Annotated in this window: 19 protein-coding genes and 1 tRNA gene; 12 read left to right on the top strand and 8 right to left on the bottom strand. The window is 69.8% G+C overall.

Annotation, left to right across the window (positions count from 1 at the left end):
* Positions 1-106 precede the first annotated feature (106 nt).
* Positions 107-859 carry an MBL fold metallo-hydrolase gene (locus ACFVGW_RS11395; protein WP_385851788.1) on the top strand — a complete coding sequence of 251 codons (753 nt, stop codon included), beginning with the start codon at positions 107-109 and terminating at the stop codon, positions 857-859.
* Between the two features lie 66 nt (positions 860-925).
* On the opposite strand, the gene ACFVGW_RS11400 is transcribed toward ACFVGW_RS11395, so the two are convergent.
* Positions 926-2,191, bottom strand: a complete 1,266-nt coding sequence (locus tag ACFVGW_RS11400; protein WP_352187458.1) for a PTS transporter subunit EIIC — start codon at positions 2,189-2,191, stop codon at positions 926-928.
* A gap of 283 nt (positions 2,192-2,474) precedes the next feature.
* Positions 2,475-3,776, bottom strand: coding sequence for a PTS transporter subunit EIIC (locus ACFVGW_RS11405; RefSeq protein WP_385851789.1), 1,302 nt, complete (start codon positions 3,774-3,776; stop codon positions 2,475-2,477).
* A 201-nt stretch (positions 3,777-3,977) separates the two neighbouring features.
* Between ACFVGW_RS11405 and ACFVGW_RS11410 the strand changes: the two genes are divergently transcribed.
* The 4 genes from ACFVGW_RS11410 (at position 3,978) to rdgB (ending at position 6,136) form a co-directional block, all read left to right on the top strand.
* Positions 3,978-4,259, top strand: a complete 282-nt coding sequence (locus ACFVGW_RS11410) for a PTS glucose/sucrose transporter subunit IIB (protein ID WP_352187460.1) — start codon at positions 3,978-3,980, stop codon at positions 4,257-4,259.
* 73 nt (positions 4,260-4,332) lie between these two features.
* Positions 4,333-5,064, top strand: coding sequence for a ribonuclease PH (gene rph / locus ACFVGW_RS11415; RefSeq protein WP_352187461.1), 732 nt, complete (start codon positions 4,333-4,335; stop codon positions 5,062-5,064).
* A gap of 104 nt (positions 5,065-5,168) precedes the next feature.
* Positions 5,169-5,525 (top strand): hypothetical protein, encoded by a 357-nt coding sequence (locus tag ACFVGW_RS11420; protein WP_352187535.1) that lies wholly within the window; start codon positions 5,169-5,171, stop codon positions 5,523-5,525.
* An 8-nt stretch (positions 5,526-5,533) separates the two neighbouring features.
* Positions 5,534-6,136: an RdgB/HAM1 family non-canonical purine NTP pyrophosphatase gene (gene rdgB / locus ACFVGW_RS11425; RefSeq protein ID WP_383295695.1), complete on the top strand. Its 603-nt coding sequence runs from the start codon at positions 5,534-5,536 to the stop codon at positions 6,134-6,136.
* 71 nt (positions 6,137-6,207) lie between these two features.
* On the opposite strand, the gene ACFVGW_RS11430 is transcribed toward rdgB, so the two are convergent.
* Together ACFVGW_RS11430 and bcp are read right to left on the bottom strand one after the other, a co-directional pair.
* Positions 6,208-6,281: transfer RNA gene (locus ACFVGW_RS11430), tRNA-Leu, on the bottom strand.
* 134 nt (positions 6,282-6,415) lie between these two features.
* On the bottom strand, positions 6,416-6,883 hold the full coding sequence (gene bcp, locus ACFVGW_RS11435) for a thioredoxin-dependent thiol peroxidase (protein WP_352187465.1): 468 nt from the start codon (positions 6,881-6,883) through the stop codon (positions 6,416-6,418).
* A 121-nt stretch (positions 6,884-7,004) separates the two neighbouring features.
* On the opposite strand from bcp, the gene ACFVGW_RS11440 reads away from it, so the two are divergent.
* The 3 genes from ACFVGW_RS11440 to ACFVGW_RS11450 all read left to right on the top strand — a co-directional run bounded on the left by ACFVGW_RS11440 (position 7,005) and on the right by ACFVGW_RS11450 (position 8,248).
* Positions 7,005-7,325, top strand: a complete 321-nt coding sequence (locus tag ACFVGW_RS11440) for a DUF3618 domain-containing protein (protein ID WP_383224027.1) — start codon at positions 7,005-7,007, stop codon at positions 7,323-7,325.
* Between the two features lie 46 nt (positions 7,326-7,371).
* Entirely contained in the window at positions 7,372-7,710 is a 339-nt protein-coding gene (locus ACFVGW_RS11445) for a co-chaperone GroES (RefSeq protein ID WP_189600978.1), read from the top strand.
* A gap of 217 nt (positions 7,711-7,927) precedes the next feature.
* Positions 7,928-8,248, top strand: a complete 321-nt coding sequence (locus ACFVGW_RS11450) for a multidrug efflux SMR transporter (RefSeq protein WP_189805276.1) — start codon at positions 7,928-7,930, stop codon at positions 8,246-8,248.
* Here ACFVGW_RS11450 and ACFVGW_RS11455 read toward each other — a convergent pair.
* Positions 8,242-10,617, bottom strand: coding sequence for a transglycosylase domain-containing protein (locus tag ACFVGW_RS11455; protein WP_385851790.1), 2,376 nt, complete (start codon positions 10,615-10,617; stop codon positions 8,242-8,244). The two genes, ACFVGW_RS11450 and ACFVGW_RS11455, sit on opposite strands and share 7 nt — an antisense overlap.
* Before the next feature lie 170 nt (positions 10,618-10,787).
* On the opposite strand from ACFVGW_RS11455, the gene ACFVGW_RS11460 reads away from it, so the two are divergent.
* Genes ACFVGW_RS11460 through ACFVGW_RS11475 form a run of 4 tightly spaced genes read left to right on the top strand, consistent with a single transcriptional unit; the run spans position 10,788 to position 14,858 of the window.
* Positions 10,788-11,588 carry an ABC transporter permease gene (locus ACFVGW_RS11460; RefSeq protein ID WP_385851992.1) on the top strand — a complete coding sequence of 267 codons (801 nt, stop codon included), beginning with the start codon at positions 10,788-10,790 and terminating at the stop codon, positions 11,586-11,588.
* On the top strand, positions 11,581-12,438 hold the full coding sequence (locus tag ACFVGW_RS11465) for an ABC transporter permease (protein ID WP_385851791.1): 858 nt from the start codon (positions 11,581-11,583) through the stop codon (positions 12,436-12,438). The genes ACFVGW_RS11460 and ACFVGW_RS11465 overlap by 8 nt, the downstream gene beginning before the upstream one ends.
* 3 nt (positions 12,439-12,441) lie before the next feature.
* A complete protein-coding gene (locus ACFVGW_RS11470) occupies positions 12,442-13,425 on the top strand; it encodes an ATP-binding cassette domain-containing protein (RefSeq protein ID WP_385851792.1) in 984 nt (327 codons plus the stop codon).
* 17 nt (positions 13,426-13,442) lie between these two features.
* Positions 13,443-14,858: a DUF445 domain-containing protein gene (locus ACFVGW_RS11475; RefSeq protein WP_385851793.1), complete on the top strand. Its 1,416-nt coding sequence runs from the start codon at positions 13,443-13,445 to the stop codon at positions 14,856-14,858.
* 253 nt (positions 14,859-15,111) lie between these two features.
* Here ACFVGW_RS11475 and ACFVGW_RS11480 read toward each other — a convergent pair whose 3' ends face one another.
* The 3 genes from ACFVGW_RS11480 to ACFVGW_RS11490 all read right to left on the bottom strand — a co-directional run bounded on the left by ACFVGW_RS11480 (position 15,112) and on the right by ACFVGW_RS11490 (position 17,287).
* Positions 15,112-15,414: a hypothetical protein gene (locus ACFVGW_RS11480; RefSeq protein ID WP_385851794.1), complete on the bottom strand. Its 303-nt coding sequence runs from the start codon at positions 15,412-15,414 to the stop codon at positions 15,112-15,114.
* 37 nt (positions 15,415-15,451) lie between these two features.
* Entirely contained in the window at positions 15,452-16,132 is a 681-nt protein-coding gene (locus ACFVGW_RS11485) for a hypothetical protein (RefSeq protein WP_385851795.1), read from the bottom strand.
* Between the two features lie 669 nt (positions 16,133-16,801).
* Complete coding sequence (locus tag ACFVGW_RS11490; protein WP_385851796.1) at positions 16,802-17,287, bottom strand: TrmO family methyltransferase; 486 nt, start codon at positions 17,285-17,287, stop codon at positions 16,802-16,804.
* Positions 17,288-17,289 lie beyond the last annotated feature (2 nt).

The following is a 17,289-nucleotide window of genomic DNA, read 5'->3' on the forward strand; positions in this document are numbered from 1 at the left end:
GCCCACAACGGGCCGCTACGGAGGAGCGACGGAGGGCGACGCGCCTTACGCTCGACGCATCGCAAGACCTCCCCCGCCGCTCTCCGCCCTCGGAGGTTCACGCTCCATGAAGCTCACCGTCGTCGGCTGCTCCGGGTCGTTCCCGTCCGCGGACTCGGCCTGTTCGAGCTACCTCGTAGAGGCCGACGGCTTCCGGCTGCTCCTCGACATGGGCAACGGCGCCCTCGGCGAGCTGCAGCGCCACATCGGTCTGTACGACCTCGACGCCATCTTCCTCAGCCACCTCCACGCCGACCACTGCATCGACATGTGCGGGTACTTCGTGGCCCGCTACTACCGCCACGAGGGCGGGCGCTGCGACGCGATCCCGGTCTTCGCCCCGGAGGGCGCCGAACAGCGCCTGACCACGGCGTACGCCGACACCCCCTCGGACAAGTCGATGAGCGAGGTCTTCGACTTCCGGACCCTGAGGTCGGGGACCTTCGAGCTGGGCCCGTTCTCCGTCCGTACGGAGAAGGTGTGCCACCCGGTGGAGGCGTACGGCATCCGCATCGAGCACGGCGGCCGGACGCTCACGTACTCCGGCGACACCGGGGTCTGCGACTCCCTGCACCAACTCGCGGACGGCGCGGACCTCTTCCTGTGCGAGGCGTCCTTCACGCACGGCAAAGAGGACATCCCGGCCCTCCACCTCAACGGCCGCGAGGCGGGCGCGGAGGCGGCCCGCTCCTCGGTGGGCCGGCTGGTGCTCACGCACATCCCGCCGTGGACGGACGGCCGCCGGAACCTGGCGGACGCGCGGGCGGTCTACGACGGCCCGTCGGAGCTGGCGTACGCGGGCGCGGTCTACGAGATCTAGCGACGTACGGGAAGGGCCCCGGAACCGTGTGTCGGTTCCGGGGCCCTTCCGTCGTTCGGGTGAGGCTCACGCCTTGGTGAGGTCCTCGATCTCCTCGTCGGACTCGCGGCCCGGGGTCGGGAGGTTGAACTTGGTGATCGCGAAGCGGAAGACGCCGTAGTAGATCGCGGCGAAGACCAGACCGATCGGAATGATCATCCAGGGCTTGGTCGCCAGGTTCCAGTTCAGCGCGTAGTCGATGAAGCCCGCGGAGAAGGTGAAGCCCGCGTGGACACCGAGCGCCCAGGTCACGGCCATCGAGATGGCGGTGAGGACCGCGTGGATCGCGTACAGCAGCGGCGCGATGAACATGAAGGTGAACTCGATCGGCTCGGTGATACCGGTGACGAAGGAGGTCAGCGCGAGGGAGAGCATCATGCCCATGACGGCCTTGCGGCGCTCGGGGCGGGCGGCGTGCGCGATGGCGAGCGCGGCGGCCGGCAGACCGAACATCATGATCGGGAAGAAGCCCGACATGAAGATTCCGGCGCTCGGGTCACCGGCGAAGAAGCGGTTCAGGTCACCGTGGACGACCTCGCCGGCCGCGTTGGTGAAGTCACCGATCTGGAACCAGGAGACGGTGTTCACGAACTGGTGCATGCCGACCGGGATCAGCGCGCGGTTGATCAGGCCGAAGAGGCCGGCGCCACCGGCGCCGAGGCCGGTCATCCACTCGCCGAAGCTGGAGATGCCGTTGCCGATGGGCTCCCAGACCAGGCCGAAGACCACGCCGACGAGCGTGCCGACGAAGGCCATGATGATCGGGACGAGACGGCGGCCGTTGAAGAAGCCGAGCCAGTCGACCAGCTTGGTGCGGTGGAACTTCTGCCACAGGATCGCGGAGAGCAGACCCATCAGGATGCCGCCGAGGACGCCCGGGTTGTTGTACGTCGCGGCGACGTCGACACCCTTGTTGGCGGTGGTGTTGACCACGGCGTCGGTGACCGGGAACGCCTTGAGGACGTTGCTGTAGACCAGGAAGCCCACGAGGGCGGCCAGGGCGGTGGAGCCGTCGGCCTTCTTGGCGAAGCCGATGGCCACGCCTATGCAGAACAGCAGCGGCAGGTTGGCGAAGACTGCGTCACCGGCCGTGGCGAACACGGAGGCGACCTTGTCCCATCCGAGGCCGTCCTTGCCGAAGACGTCAGGCTGGCCGAGACGGAGCAAGATACCCGCGGCCGGCAGAACGGCGATCGGCAGCTGCAGGCTGCGACCGACCTTCTGCAGGCCCTGGAACAGGCCGGATCCGCGCTTCTTCGCGGGAGCGGCGGCCTGGGCGGTGGCCGTACTCATCAACTTCCTCCAGTAAGGCAAGGCGCCGCCAGAGGTCATGAAAAGGGGGTGACGGCGGCGTCTCGTGGAACGCGGTGGACTGGACCGCGTGGTCTACACCAATGAGTGGTGTAGACCAGTTTTAGCACGTGAGACTTAGATAAGGAACCTGCGAATTCTCCGTGCCCGAGCCATAGCTGGGTGTGAACGGCGAAAGGCCCCCGGACCGTGCGGTCCGGGGGCCTTTCGTCTCGCGGCAACGGGGCGAAAGCCCCGAATCACGCCGTCTCGCGCCGTTCTCGCGCTAGGCCTTGGTGGTGTCCCGGTCCATCTCCTCCTCCAGCTCGTCCGGCTCGCGGCCGGGCGTCGGGAGATTGAACGTGGTGATCGCGAACCGGAAGATCACGTAATAGACGAGCGCGAAGCCCAGACCGATCGGAATGATCAGCCACGGCTTCGTCGCCAGGTTCCAGTTGATGACGTAGTCGATCAGACCCGCGGAGAAACTGAAGCCGTCCTTCACCCCGAGCGCCCAGGTCACGGCCATCGACACACCCGTGAGCAGCGCGTGGATCGCGTACAGCACCGGGGCGATGAAGAGGAACGAGTACTCGATCGGCTCCGTGATGCCGGTGACGAACGAGGTCAGCGCGACCGACAGCATCATGCCGCCCACCTCCTTGCGCCGGCGCGGCTTGGCGCAGTGGGTGATCGCCAGGGCGGCCGCCGGGAGGGCGAACATCATGATCGGGAAGAAACCGGTCAGGAACTGGCCGGCCTCCGGGTCGCCCGCGAGGAACATCGGGATGTCGCCGTGGACCGTCGTACCGTCCGGCCTCTCGTACGTGCCGAACTGGAACCAGATGGGCACGTTCAGGAACTGGTGCAGGCCGATCACCAGCAGCGCGCGGTTGGCGACACCGAAGATGCCCGAACCCCAGGCGCCCAGGCCCACCAGCCAGTCGCTGAAGTTCTCCAGCGCGTCGCCGATCGGCGGCCAGACCCAGAGGCACAGGGACGCGAAGGCGATCGCGACGAAGGTCATGATGATCGGCACGAGCCGGCGGCCGTTGAAGAAGCCCAGCCAGTCCACCAGCCGGACCCGGTGGTAGCGCTGCCAGAACCAGGCCGCCAGCAGACCGATGACGATGCCGCCGAAAACACCCGGGTTCTGGTACGTGTACCCGGTGAAGGCCTGCTCGGGCGCCAGACAGCCCCCGTCGATGTCCACCGTGCCCTCGGGACAGGTCTCGGGGAACTGGCGCATCACGTTGAAGTAGACGAGGAAGCCGACCGTCGCCGCGAGCGCGGTCGAGCCGTCCGCCTTCTTGGCCAGGCCGATCGCCACACCGATGCAGAACAGCAGGGGCAGACCCAGGTTGCCGTCGAGCAGCGCGCCGCCGGCCCCCGCCATCACCTTGGCGACGTTGTCCCAGCCCAGACCGTCGGCGCCGAAGACGTCGGGCTGACCGAGACGGTTGAGGATGCCGGCCGCCGGGAGGACGGCGATGGGGAGCTGAAGACTCCGCCCCATCTTCTGCAGCCCCTGGAACAGGCCGCCCCACATCGACTTCCTCGGCGCGGCCGCGGCGCTGTCCGTACTCATCGGCGTCCTCCCTGAACCCGGAACAAGCCGAGCCCTGCTGACGTTGCCACCGGTGCTGCGGAGGTGGTGTAGACCAGTTGCGATAGGCTCCCGTAGCCCGCTGAGGGCAGGCTGCCGGTGATCGTCATCATTCGGCAGAACGAGGGCACTCGCCCGCGAAGTTGGGCCAACCGTGGGTTACCGTGACCAAGCGGACCACCGGTGCGCCGGGACTCACGTTCTTCGAACAGGAACGGACAGGGAGAAAACATGGCCAGCAAGGCTGAGAAGATCGTCGCCGGGCTCGGCGGCATCGACAACATCGAAGAGGTCGAGGGCTGCATCACCCGCCTCCGCACCGAGGTCATCGACCCCTCCAAGGTCGACGAGGCCGCCCTCAAGGCCGCCGGCGCCCACGGCGTCGTCAAGATGGGCACCGCGATCCAGGTCGTCATCGGCACCGACGCCGACCCGATCGCCGCCGACATCGAAGACATGATGTAACCAGCCCCACCGGCCGAAGGGGCCCGGCCCGACAGGGGGCCGGGCCCCCTCCGCGTACGGCTACGCTCGGAGCATGTCTCGTATCGACGGCCGTACCCCCGAACAGCTCCGCCCCGTCACCATCGAACGCGGATGGAGCAAGCACGCCGAGGGCTCCGTCCTCATCTCCTTCGGCGACACCAAGGTCTTCTGCACCGCCTCCGTCACCGAAGGCGTCCCGCGCTGGCGCAAGGGCAGCGGCGAAGGCTGGGTCACCGGCGAGTACTCCATGCTCCCGCGCGCCACCAACACCCGAGGCGACCGCGAATCCGTCCGCGGCAAGATCGGCGGCCGCACGCACGAGATCTCCCGCCTCATCGGCCGCTCCCTGCGCGCCGTCATCGACTACAAGGCCCTCGGCGAGAACACCATCGTCCTCGACTGCGACGTCCTCCAGGCCGACGGCGGCACCCGCACCGCCGCCATCACCGGCGCCTACGTCGCCCTCGCCGACGCCGTCTCCTGGGCCCAGGGCAAGAAGCTCGTCAAGGCCGGCCGCAAGCCCCTCACCGGCACCGTCGCCGCCGTCTCCGTCGGCATCGTCGACGGCACCCCCCTCCTCGACCTCTGCTACGAGGAGGACGTCCGCGCCGAGACCGACATGAACGTCGTCTGCACCGGCGACGGCCGCTTCGTCGAGGTCCAGGGCACCGCCGAGGCCGAGCCCTTCGACCGCAAGGAGCTCAACGCCCTCCTCGACCTCGCCTCCGGCGGCTGCGCCGAACTCGCCGAGATCCAGCGCCAGGCGCTCGAAGGAACTCTGTAGGCCCCAGCGGCGTCTTCAAGGACACGGGCGTACGGCAGTACCGTACGCCCGTCATCCATATCCCTCGGGGAGGACCCGTCTTGAAGCGCCGACTCGCACTCGCCATGGCCTCGGCAGCCGTACTCACCACCACCCTCGTCGGCTGCGGAGCACTCGACAAGGCGATGGACTGTGTCGCCACCGCCGACGCGATAGCCACCAGCGTCGACAAGCTCTCGCAGGCGGTCTCCAACGCCTCGAACGACCCGACGCAGCTCAACGAGGCCCTGAACGAGATATCCACGGAGCTCGGCAAGCTCCAGGACACCACCGACAACGCCGACCTCTCCAAGGCCGTCGACGACCTCACCAAGGGAGTCGAATCCGTGAAGACCGCCGTCAACAACGGCGACACCACCCCGGACATCAAGCCGATCACCGACGCGGCCACCGAGATCGGGAAGGTCTGCACCCCGGGATAATCGGGAGCATGACCCGTCTGATCCTCGCCACCCGCAACGCCGGGAAGATCACCGAACTCCACGCGATCCTCGCCGACGCAGGCCTCACCCACGAGCTCGTCGGCGCGGACGCGTACCCGGAGATCCCCGACGTCAAGGAAACCGGCGTCACCTTCGCCGAGAACGCCCTCCTCAAGGCCCACGCCCTGGCCCAGGCCACCGGCCTGCCGGCCGTCGCCGACGACTCCGGCCTCTGCGTCGACGTCCTGAACGGCGCCCCCGGCATCTTCTCGGCCCGCTGGTCCGGCACCCACGGCAACGACCGCGCCAACCTGGACCTGCTCCTGGCCCAGCTCTCCGACATCGACGAGACCCACCGCGCCGCCCACTTCGCCTGCGCGGCGGCCCTGGCCCTCCCGGACGGCACGGAACGCGTGGTCGAGGGCCGGATGCCCGGCACCCTCCGCCACGCCCCGACCGGCACGAACGGCTTCGGCTACGACCCGATCCTCCAGCCGGACGGCTACGACGTGACGTGCGCGGAACTGACCCCGCAGGAGAAGAACGCGATCAGCCACCGAGGGAAGGCCTTCAGGGCACTGGTCCCGGTGGTACGGGAGCTGCTGGGCTGAGACGCGCACGCGGCCTGGGAACCGAACAGCCCGTCACCTTCGAATCGAAGGTGACGGGCTGTTCCTGGTCGTACGCCCGGTCGGACTCGAACCGACAACACATGGCACCTAAAGCCATTCTCTCTTCCAGTTGGAGTACGGGCGCGTAGGGTCCCGCCCACTTTACCCGCTGCCGCCCGGCAGCCAGGGGCCGGTGACCGTATGCCAGTTGGGGTGCGGCCGCCCGCGGTGCGCACCGCGTCACGGCCGTGCGCACCCCGGGTCGGCGGAAGGCCTGGGTCAGATCCCCAGGTCCTTGATGATCTTGGCGACGTGGCCCGTCGCCTTCACGTTGTAGAGCGCGCGCTCGACCTTGCCGTCCTCGTCGACGACCACCGTCGAGCGGATCACGCCCGTCACCGTCTTGCCGTACAGCTTCTTCTCGCCGAACGCGCCGTACGCCTCCAGCGTCTCCTTCGACGGGTCGCCGACCAGCGTGACCTTCAGGTGCTCCTGCTCGCGGAACTTCGCCAGCTTCTCCGGCTTGTCCGGCGACACGCCGATCACGTCGTAGCCCGCGCCCGCCAGCAGTTCCAGGTTGTCCGTGAAGTCGCACGCCTGCTTGGTGCAGCCCGGGGTAAGCGCTGCCGGGTAGAAGTAGACGATGACCTTGCGGCCCTTGTGGTCCGCGAGCGAGACCTCGTTGCCGTCCGCGTCGGGCAGGGTGAAGGCGGGGGCGGTGTCGCCGGGCTGAAGTCGCTCGCTCATGGCTCTCCTCGGGGTGTCTGCGCGTACACGACCGAGCCTAATGGGGGCCTGAGACAGACCGCGGACCGAGAAACTGAGAGACTGTCCGTCAACGACCGATTACGACTACGGAGGCAGCGCGGTGTCGGAGGCCAGGACCCCTGCACAGATCGAGGCGGACATCGTCCGCCGGCGCGAGCAGCTTGCCGAGACCCTCGACGAGATCGGCATTCGGATGCATCCGAAGACGATCATCGGTGACGCGAAGGCGAAGGTCGCCTCCACGGTCGACCAGACCGCCGGGCGGGCGTTCGTCGCCGTGAACCGGACGGTGTCGGACGTGAAGGCCCGGTTCACCGGCGAGGACGGCGCACCCCGCCTGGAGCGCGTGGTTCCGGTCGCCCTCGTCGCCGTCGCGCTCGTCGGGCTGCTCGCCGTGTCGACGCGCAAGCGCAAGGGATGACCCCTCCCGAGTACGGCCGACACGCCCGGGCAGGTAGGTTCGAGCCGTGAGCGAGAACACGCACGACAAGCTGCCCATCCGGATGCTCCACGACCGTGTCCTGGTCCGGACCGACTCCCCGGAGGGGGAGCGGCGCTCGGGCGGCGGCATCCTCATTCCGGCGACCGCCGCCGTCGGCCGCCGGCTGGCCTGGGCCGAGGTCGTCGCGGTCGGCCAGAACGTCCGTACGGTCGAGACCGGTGACCGGGTGCTGTACGACCCGGAGGACCGCGCCGAGGTCGAGGTGCGGGGCGTCGCGTACGTCCTGATGCGGGAGCGCGACCTGCACGCGGTGGCAGCGGACCGGTTCGAGGGTTCGAAGGACACCACCGGGCTGTATCTGTAGGACGTCCGCGCACGACCTTCCGTGCACGACCTCCACGTGCGATCTCCCGCGTACGACCTTCCGCGCTGAGGCCTGGTGACCGGTGTCACCAGGCCTTTCGCCTTCTCCTTGCTACCTTGGACGCACCCGACGAGACGCGCCGTACCGGGCCCACTGCACCGCAGTACGCAAAGACGACGCACCCCTGTTGTTCCGTCTCGCGGAGGTGTTCGTCGTCATGGCGTGGGTTCTTCTCATCGTCGCCGGTCTGCTCGAGGTCGGCTGGTCCATCGGCATGAAGTACACGGACGGGTTCACCCGTCTCTGGCCGAGCGTCTTCACGGGCGCCGGGATCGTCGCCTCGATGCTGCTGCTTTCGCAGGCCGCCAAGACACTGCCGATCGGTACGGCGTACGGCGTGTGGGTGGGTATCGGCGCGGCCGGCGCGGCGGTGCTCGGCATGGTGGTGCTCGGTGAGCCGGCGACCGCCGCGCGGATCTTCTTCGTCTGTCTGCTGCTCGTGGCCGTGGTGGGGCTGAAGGCGACCTCGGGTCACTGACCCGGTGGCCGCGCGGCCGGCTGGAACGTCTCCGGCCGCGGCGGCCGCGGCGGTCGCTGTTCCGGCGTCCCCGTCCCCGTGCCCACCTCGGTCTCCGGTCGCGGCGGCTGCTGGTCCGGCTGGATCGTCTCGGGCCGTGGCAGCGGCTCCGCCTCCTGCCGTGGCACCGAGGGCGCCTGCGCCGCCTGAGGTGCCTCGGGCAGCCGCGGCCGGTGCGGCCCCTTCGGGCCCGCCTGGCCCAGCTGCTCCTCCGGCGTTTCCTCCTGACCCTCCTCGGCCGACCCTTCCGGCTTGGGAGGATCCAGCGGCTCCAGCCACTCCTCCGCCCCTTCGCCCAGCTCGAGTTCAAAGTCCCGCGCCTCCGTCCCGGCCAGTGCCTCCCGGGTGAAGTGGCCCCAGATCTCGGCGGGCGTGCCGCCCCCGTTGATCCGGTTCTGGCCGAGCGCGCCGTACAGCGGCTTCTGTTCGCCCGTGTCGGGGTCCTGGCCCATGACCGTGACGACGGTCGCGAGGTCCGGGGTGTAGCCCGCGAACCAGGCGGCCTTGTCGTCCTCGGCGGTTCCCGTCTTGCCGGCGGCAGGGCGTCCGGCGGCCAGCGCCGCCGTTCCCGTACCGCTCTCCACGACGCTCCGCAGGACGTGCGTCGTCGTGTCGGCGGCTTCCCTGCTGACCACCTGGCGGGGGTCGGAGGACGGCAGGTTCAGGTCCTGGCCGTCCTTGGTGATGCGCTCGACGAGCGTGTACGTGCCGTGGCGGCCGTGGTTGGCGAGGGTGGCGTAGGCCTCGGCCATGTCGAGGGCGCTCGCGGTGGCGGGGCCCAGGGCGATGGAGGGGGAGCCGTTGAGGTCGGGGGTGCGGGCGGGCAGGCCGAGGGCGACGGCGGTCTCCTTGACCCTCGCGGGCCCGACGTCCACGGCCATCTGCGCGTACACGGTGTTGACCGAGTCGTCGGTCGCGGTGCGGACGGTGATGGGGCCGTACGAGGCGTCGTCCTCGTTGGCGGGTGCGTAGTGGGCGCCGTGCCAGCCTTCCACGGGGCGCTTGTCGGCGCCGTCGTAGAAGGTGTTCGGGGTGATCGGCTCGCCGTCCTGGGTGAGCGAGGTGTGTTCGATCGCGGCGGTGAGGACGAAGGGCTTGAAGGTGGAGCCGACCTGGTAGTCGCGCCGGGTGGCGTTGTTGACGTACTGCCGGGTGTAGTCGATGCCGCCGTACATGGCGACGACGCGGCCGGTGGACGGTTCGATCGACGCGCCGCCGACCCGTACGTACCGGTCGACGGGGTTGCTCGTGGGGTCGATCCGGGACATGACCTTGTCGTCGACGGCGGTGACGAAGGCGTCCTGCTTCTCCTTCTCCAGGGTGGTGGTGATGCGGTAGCCGCCGCCGGCGAGGGTGTTCTCGTCGAGGACGCCGTTGGCGGTGAGGTAGTCCTCGACGGCCTGGACGATGTAGCCGCGCTGTCCGGAGAGTCCGGTGGCGGGGCGGGCGGTCTGGGGTGTGGGGAAGGAGGCGCTGGCGCGGTCGGTGCGGGAGAGCCACCGCTCCTTGACCATGCCGTCCAGGACGTAGTTCCAGCGGGCGAGCGCGCGGGCCCGGTTCTCGGGGTGGGTGGCGACGTCGTAGGCGCTGGGGGCGTTGAGGAGCGAGGCGAGGTAGGCGCCTTCGCCGGTGTCGAGTTCGGCGGCCTCCTTGCCGTAGTAGGCGCGGGCGGCGGCCTGGATCCCGTAGGCGTTGCGGCCGAAGTAACTGGTGTTCAGATATCCCTCGAGGATCTCGTCCTTGCTCTTCTCGCGGTTGAGTTTGATCGCGATGAAGAACTCCTTCACCTTGCGGGTGACGGTCTGTTCCTGGCCCAGGTAGTAGTTCTTGACGTACTGCTGGGTGATGGTGGAGCCGGACTGACGGCCCTTGCCGGTGAGGGTGTTCCATGCGGCGCGGACCATGGCCTTGGGGTCGACGGCGCGTGCGGAGGAGAAGTCGCGGTCCTCGGCGGCGAGTACGGCGTGCTGGACGGTGAGGGGGATGTGCGCGAGGCGTACGTTCTCGCGGTTGACCTCGCCGTCGCGGGCGATCTGGCTGCCGTCGCTGTAGAGGTACACGTTGGACTGGGCGGTCGCCGTGGCGTTCGCGGGCGGGATGTCGACGAGAAGGTACCCGGCGACGAACGCGGCGGCGAGCAGCAGGGTGCCGATGAGGGCGGTGCGGAACAGCGCCCGCAGGATGCGCCGGGGGCGCGAGCGCCGCGCGCGCCCGGAGGCGCCGGGGGGTGCGGCGGCCGCGGGGGGCGCGGGTGGCGGTGTGGCGGGGACGGTGGGATCCCTCGGCGTCCAGCCGGGCCGGTGTGGAGGGGCTGGCTGGTCGTCGCGCATGTCTGGAACTCCCGTACCGGATGAAGGAGGCATGACCTTCCCCATAGTGCACGTAACGGGACAGAACCTGAGGAATGCGACTCGAAAAGCACTCGCGGTGGCGGAGCGCGGGCGGCTAGGGTCGTGCGCTTTGGTGTGAGTCGGTGCTGCGAGAAGGGCGACGCGAGATGCTGCGGCTGTACGCGACGGTGGCCGCGGGTGGCTTCCGGCGCCATGCCACGTACCGGATGGCGACGGCGGCGGGGTTGTTCACCAACACCGTCTTCGGGTTCATCCTGGCGTACACCTATATGGCCCTGTGGGACGAGCGGCCCCACCTGGGTGGCTACGACATGGCGGACGCACTCGCCTATGTGTGGATCGGCCAGGGGCTGATCGCGGTGTGCGGGATGATGGGCGGCGGGTTCGAGGACGAGCTGATCGAGCGTATCCGTACGGGTGACATCGCCGTCGACCTCTACCGTCCGGCGGACCTCCAGGCCTGGTGGTTCTCGGCCAACGCGGGCCGCTGCGCCTTTCAACTGCTCGGCCGCGGGGTGGTGCCGATGGCGGTCGGGGCGCTCGCCTTCGACTTCCGGCTGCCGTCGCGGCCGTCGACCTGGCTCGCGTTCCTGCTGGCGATCGCGCTGGGGGCGACGGTCGGTTTCGCGATCTGGTACCTGGTCGCGATGTCCGCGTTCTGGCTGATGGACGGTCAGGGGGTGGTGCAGGTGGCCTGGCTGGGCGGGCTGTTCTTCTCCGGGATGCTGCTGCCGCTGAACGTCTTCCCGGGCGCGCTGGGCGAGGTGGCGCGGATGCTGCCGTGGGCGTCGATGCTCCAGATCCCGGCGGACGTGTATCTGGAGCGGTACGAGGGGTGGGGACTCCTCGGGGCGTACGGCTTCCAGCTCAGCTGGGCGGTGGCGCTGCTGCTCGCGGGGCGGCTGGCGCAGTCGCTGGCGACGCGGAAGGTGGTGGTGCAGGGTGGGTGAGTTCACGACGACCGAGGCCCCGGCCCCGGCCCCGGCCACGTCCGCGCCGCGGGAGGCCTGGCGTACGTACCGGATGGTCGCCGGGATGTGGATCCGTTCGACGATGACGTACCGCGCGTCCTTCGCCCTGACCCTCTTCACCTCCTTCTGCGTCACGTTCTTCGACTTCGTCGTCATCCTGCTGATGTTCGGTCAGGTGCAGGGCCTCGGCGGCTTCTCCTTCGCCGAGGTCGCGTTCCTGTACGGGACGGCCGGCACCTCTTTCGGGATCGCGGACCTGACGATGGGCTCGCTCCAGCGGATGGGCCGGCGGGTGCGGGACGGTTCGCTCGACATGTTCCTGATGCGGCCGGCGCCGGTGCTCGCCCAGGTGGCGGCGGACAAGTTCGCGCTACGGCGGCTCGGCCGGGTGGCGCAGGGGCTGTTCGTACTGGTCTGGGCGCTCGTCGTGCTGGACGTGGAGTGGACGGCGGTGAAGGTGCTGCTCCTGCCGGTGATGGTGGTGAGCGGCGCGGTGATCTTCGCCGCGGTGATGGTGGTGGGGGCGTCGGTGCTGTTCTGGGCGCAGGACGCGGCGGAGGTGACCAACGCGTTCACGTACGGCGGCAACACGCTCCTGCAGTACCCGCCGGTGATCTTCGCGCAGGACCTCGTGCGGGGTGTCGTGTACGTCGTACCGCTGGCGTTCGTGAGCTGGCTGCCGGCGCTGTACGTGCTGGGGCGGCCCGCTCCGGCCGGCGTGCCGTCCGCGCTGGCGTTCGCGTCGCCGCTGGTGGCGCTCGTGGCGTGCGTCCTCGCGGGGTGGGCGTGGCGCGCCGGACTCCGTTCGTATCGAAGCACAGGGAGCTGAGGCATGGCCTTCATCGAGCTGGACGGTGTGGAGAAGGTCTTCACCGTCCGCAGGCGGGCGGGGCTGCTGCGCCGCGAGAAGCGTGAGGTGCGGGCGGTCGACGGGATCTCCTTCGGCGTGGAGCGCGGCGAGATGGTCGGCTACATCGGCCCGAACGGTGCGGGGAAGTCGACCACGATCAAGATGCTGACGGGCATCCTCACCCCGAGCGGGGGCCGGCTGCGGGTCGCGGGGATCGACCCGGCGCGGGAGCGGACGCGGCTCGCGCAGCGGATCGGGGTGGTGTTCGGGCAGCGGACGACGCTCTGGTGGGACCTGCCGCTGATGGACTCGTACCGGCTGATGCACCGGATGTACCGGATCCCGGACGAGCGGTTCGCCGCCAATCTCGCCCGCTGCGTGGACCTGCTCGAACTGGGCGAGCTGCTCGACGTACCCGTACGGCAGCTCTCCCTGGGTCAGCGGATGCGCGGCGACATCGCGGCGGCGCTGCTGCACGACCCGGACGTGCTGTACCTGGACGAGCCGACGATCGGCCTCGACGTGGTGTCGAAGGCGCGGGTACGGGAGTTCCTGCGCGAGCTCAACGCCTCGCGGGGCACGACGGTCCTGCTGACGACCCACGACCTGACGGACATCGAGCAGCTGTGCAGGCGTGTGATGGTGATCGACCACGGGCGGCTGATGTACGACGGGGAGCTGGCGGGCCTGCACGAGATAGGGGCGAGCGAACGTCAGCTGGTGGTGGACCTCGCACGGGAGATGCCGCCGATCGAGCTCCCGGGCGCGCGTTTCGTACGGTCGGAGGGCGGCGGGGTGCGGCAGGTCCTCGCCTTCCCCGCCTCGGCGTCGGCGGCACCGCTGGTGGCCGAGGTTGCGCAGGCGTACCCCCTGGTGGACCTCTCGGTGCGGGAACCGGACATCGAGGCCGTGATCGCGAAGATGTACGGGGATCGGGAACTTGAGGTGCGCCCGGGAAGTCCCTGATGTAGGGAGGTGGGGTGATGAGCGACATGAGGCGCGAGCCCGGCAGCGCGGCGGGTGACGAGCCCGGTAGCGCGGCGGGGGGCGAGAGCGGCAGCGCGGCGGGGGGCGAGAGCGGTCCGGCGCGTCCGGCTGCGCGCACAGCCGTGCGCGAGGCGCGACGGCCGCTGGTGGCGTTCGCGTACACGGCGGCGGACGCGGAGCGGCACCGCGGGGTGCGCCGCATGAAGGCCTTCGCCACGGGCCTTCTCGTCCTGGTCGCGGTGATCTACGCCCTGGCGACCTGGGCGGAGAACGCGGGGTGGGGGGCCTGGGCCGGGTACGTGGCGGCCGCGGCGGAGGCCGGCATGGTCGGCGCGCTGGCGGACTGGTTCGCGGTGACGGCGCTGTTCCGGCGCCCGCTGGGGCTGCCGATCCCGCACACGGCGATCATCCCGACGAAGAAGGACCAGCTGGGGACCACGCTGGGCTCGTTCGTCGGCGAGAACTTCCTGTCGGCGGACGTCGTACGGGGACGGCTGCAGGCGCTGGGCATCGCGGGCCGCCTGGGGGCGTGGCTGGCGGAGCCGGACCACGCGGACCGGGTGACGCGTGAACTGTCGACGGCGCTCCGGGGCGCCCTGACGGTGCTTCGGGACGCGGACGTCCAGGCGGTGGTCGGCGAGGCGATCACGCGGCGGGCGGAGGCGGCGGAGGTCGCGCCGGGCATCGGCAAGACGCTGGAGAAGATCGTCACGGACGGAGCGCACCGCCGGGCGGTGGACCTGGTGTGCACGCGGGCGCACGACTGGCTCGTCTTCCACGCGGACTCGGTGATGGACGCGGTCCAGGGCGGCGCGCCGGGCTGGACGCCCCGATTCGTGGACCGCAAGGTGGGTGAGCGGGTCTACAAGGAGCTGCTGCGCTTCGTCACGGAGATGCGGGACATGCCGGGGCACCCGGCGCGCGGCGCGATCGACCGCTTCCTGACGGACTTCGCGGCCGACCTCCAGGGCGACACGGAGACCAGGGCGCGGGTGGAACGCCTGAAGGGCGAGCTCCTTGCACGTCCGGAGGTGCAGGACATCATCGCCTCGGCGTGGGCGTCGGTACGCGGCATGATCATCGCGGCGGCCGAGGACGAGCGCAGCCAGCTCCGTCTGCGGGCGCGGGCGTCGCTGATCTCCCTGGGCGGCCGGCTGGTGACGGACAACCGCCTGCAGACGAAGGTCGAGGGGTGGGCGGAGGACGCGGCGGCCTATGTGGTGACGACGTACCGCACGGAGATCACGTCGCTGATCAGCGACACGGTGGCGAGCTGGGACGCGGACCAGACCTCGAAGAAGATCGAGGCGAACATCGGCCGGGACCTCCAGTTCATCCGCATCAACGGCACGGTGGTGGGCGCGCTGGCGGGCCTGCTGATCTACACGGTGAGCCACGCACTGGGGGGCTGAGGTCGGGTGTGGGGGTGGGCATGGGTGGCGCGGCGCTGGGCGGCTGAGGTCGCGTATGGGTAGCACCGCGCTGGGCGGCTGAAGTCATCGGTGTGCGGCACCGGTGGCCCCGCTGTGAGTGAGGGTTCGGGGCGCACCGGTGGGCCACGCGCTGGGCGGGCCAGGGGGTAGGGGACCCGCCCGCCCAGCGCTCATGGGGAGGGCACCGAGTAATACGCGGGGGAGGGACGGGGCGTTCAGCGCTCTCCCGAATTCAGCCCTTGTTCCGGGTGACGGCCCAGGAGGCGCCGGCCATGGCCCCGGCCACGGAGAACACGGCGGGCCAGGCGCCGACCTTCTTCGCGAGCGGGTGCGACCCGGCGAACGCGGCGACGTACGCCCCGGTGAGCGCGGCGGCGGCCTTCCCGCCGGCGGCCTGCTGCCACTCCCGCGCGGCGAGCCCCCCGGCGGCGGCGAGCACGACGCCCCCGAGCGGCCGCTTCTTGGTCCACCGAGCGACGGCGTACCCACCGACGAGCCCGGCGGCGGCTATGGCGGGGGAGGGGATGCGGGGCATGAGGGGGCCTTTCGGTCGGGCGGGTTGCCCTTCGAGCCTACGAGGGGGTGCGGATGCGCTCCCCGTCAGGCACCGACATCGGCTCGTCACGAGTAGGCGTTGCGCATGCGGCGCACAGGGTCTCGTCGGCGAGCGGCCGGAACAGCATGGGCTGGGTGTGGTGGCCGGTGCACTCGCGGGTGCCTTCGAGGCGGATGGAGAGTCGGATCCGTGTGGGGGCAGGTGTGGGCGTGGTCGGCAGAGCGCGGGGTGGGACATCGCGGAGGAGATAGCGGACGAGCCCACCGGGTCGGTGAACGGGCGTCCCGACGCCGGGCAGGCCGCGTAGGACGTGCTCGTGGACGTCGGCGGGCGAGTGCCCGGCGTCGAGCCAACGGGCGGCGAGGTGGGCGAGTTCGCCGCGCATGCCGGGCGGGATGTGCCGCAGGGCGGGGGAGAGGAGATGCAGCGCCCCGACGAGGGCGCGGGCCTCCTCGATGTGGGGGTCGGTGGGCGCTCCGTCAGCAGGCGCGGGCTCGTCGACGGCCTCGGTCGGCTCGGCCGGAAGGTTGGAGGTGTCTTGCCTCTGGTGTTCATTTGGATGACCGTCGGTCGACGGGGAGGCCGGCTGACCGGCGGCCGGATTCCGGGGACTCGGTACGACCTGCGGGGTTACGTGGTCCGTGCAGGTGAGGTGCGGTGTCTGAGCGAGGAGCTTGGTGGCCTCACCAGACGTCAACGGGGTACTGGAGACTAACTGTTGGGTGGCCCACCGCCCACCGGGTCCCTGAATTCGCCGTTCATGCAGGAATCCCTCTTCCTTGAGCTGTCGCTTGGCGCGGGTGAAGGCGCATCCCCCGATCCGGGCACGTTGGGCGGTCGCGGAAAGGGACTCGTGCGCGTCCCGGGGGAGGGAGAGTTGCCAGGTCAGGAGTCGAACGGCGTCGGAAGTGAGGCGAGGATGCCGAATGATCTCGTGCGAGAACTGACTGAAGGCACGAGAGGGCGCGTTAAAGTGCCGGTAGATCACGGTGGAGTCCGATTCCACTAGTGGTTCAGGCCCTCGCGATGGCGCCAACCATGGCGAGGGCCGTTTCGTGCGAACATATCGCACGGAATGTGTCCAGGTGGGCGCGCTGAGTGAAGAGCGCTCGTGTGGGTGAAGGCCAGGCTCGACAGGCCCCGGGGCCGGCTCTGCCTCGAGTGCGGCCGCCCTTGTTCCGGGGGTGGCGGCCTCCGGCATCGGGTCAAGGGCGCTCCCTGCGGTGGCGTCGTTGCGCGGTGGGCTGCGCCCACCTCTCGGAAAGAGGGCGGTCCCACCCGAGACCCATCCTCCCGACCAGCCCAACGGGCCGACCTCGCCTGAAGCCAGGTGGATGGCGAACCGCCGTCTCCCGGCCACGCCACCTCAGCGTTCGGAGGCGTCTCGCCAGTAGTCCGTGAGCATCTCGCCTGGCCACGTCGGCTGGGTCACGGACCCGCGAGGCAGCATTTCCTGGAACACCGCGACAAGATCGACGATCTGAGTGCCGTCGTCGGCGTCGAGGTCCACGACGTGCAGGTCGCGTCCGTCGACCTTGAGGAGTCTCGGAAAGGAAGTAGCCAGCCGCGCTGGACGCCGATGGTTGTGGTGAACGAAGGTGCCAGTCGCTGGCCATGCGGGGTTGTCGCGGGGGCTGCGGGCATGGAGCGCGACATCATTCGGGGATCCGAGGTTGAAGAACCAGGTGACCTGGAGGTGAGAGAACTGCTCGATGCCCTGAAGGGTCTCCACGGGAAATTCAGGCCGCAGGCGGATGACCGATTCCATGCCGCCCTTGAAATCGTCGAGCCGTCCGGTATGGCCCCCGACCACGTCGGCGATGACCGGCACCTCGATGACCTGTTCAGGCATGG

This window comes from Streptomyces sp. NPDC127129, from assembly GCF_042671585.1.
Classification (GTDB): Bacteria; Actinomycetota; Actinomycetes; order Streptomycetales; family Streptomycetaceae; genus Streptomyces.

Bases quoted from the DNA above. Each gene is read 5' to 3' on its own strand.
- ACFVGW_RS11395 (WP_385851788.1), top strand. From the start codon at position 107: ATGAAGCTCACCGTCGTCGGCTGCTCCGGGTCGTTCCCGTCCGCGGAC.
- ACFVGW_RS11400 (WP_352187458.1), bottom strand. From the start codon at position 2,191: ATGAGTACGGCCACCGCCCAGGCCGCCGCTCCCGCGAAGAAGCGCGGA.
- ACFVGW_RS11405 (WP_385851789.1), bottom strand. From the start codon at position 3,776: ATGAGTACGGACAGCGCCGCGGCCGCGCCGAGGAAGTCGATGTGGGGC.
- rph (WP_352187461.1), top strand. From the start codon at position 4,333: ATGTCTCGTATCGACGGCCGTACCCCCGAACAGCTCCGCCCCGTCACC.
- ACFVGW_RS11420 (WP_352187535.1), top strand. From the start codon at position 5,169: ATGGCCTCGGCAGCCGTACTCACCACCACCCTCGTCGGCTGCGGAGCA.
- rdgB (WP_383295695.1), top strand. From the start codon at position 5,534: ATGACCCGTCTGATCCTCGCCACCCGCAACGCCGGGAAGATCACCGAA.
- bcp (WP_352187465.1), bottom strand. From the start codon at position 6,883: ATGAGCGAGCGACTTCAGCCCGGCGACACCGCCCCCGCCTTCACCCTG.
- ACFVGW_RS11450 (WP_189805276.1), top strand. From the start codon at position 7,928: ATGGCGTGGGTTCTTCTCATCGTCGCCGGTCTGCTCGAGGTCGGCTGG.
- ACFVGW_RS11455 (WP_385851790.1), bottom strand. From the start codon at position 10,617: ATGCGCGACGACCAGCCAGCCCCTCCACACCGGCCCGGCTGGACGCCG.
- ACFVGW_RS11470 (WP_385851792.1), top strand. From the start codon at position 12,442: ATGGCCTTCATCGAGCTGGACGGTGTGGAGAAGGTCTTCACCGTCCGC.
- ACFVGW_RS11475 (WP_385851793.1), top strand. From the start codon at position 13,443: ATGAGCGACATGAGGCGCGAGCCCGGCAGCGCGGCGGGTGACGAGCCC.
- ACFVGW_RS11480 (WP_385851794.1), bottom strand. From the start codon at position 15,414: ATGCCCCGCATCCCCTCCCCCGCCATAGCCGCCGCCGGGCTCGTCGGT.
- ACFVGW_RS11490 (WP_385851796.1), bottom strand. From the start codon at position 17,287: ATGCCTGAACAGGTCATCGAGGTGCCGGTCATCGCCGACGTGGTCGGG.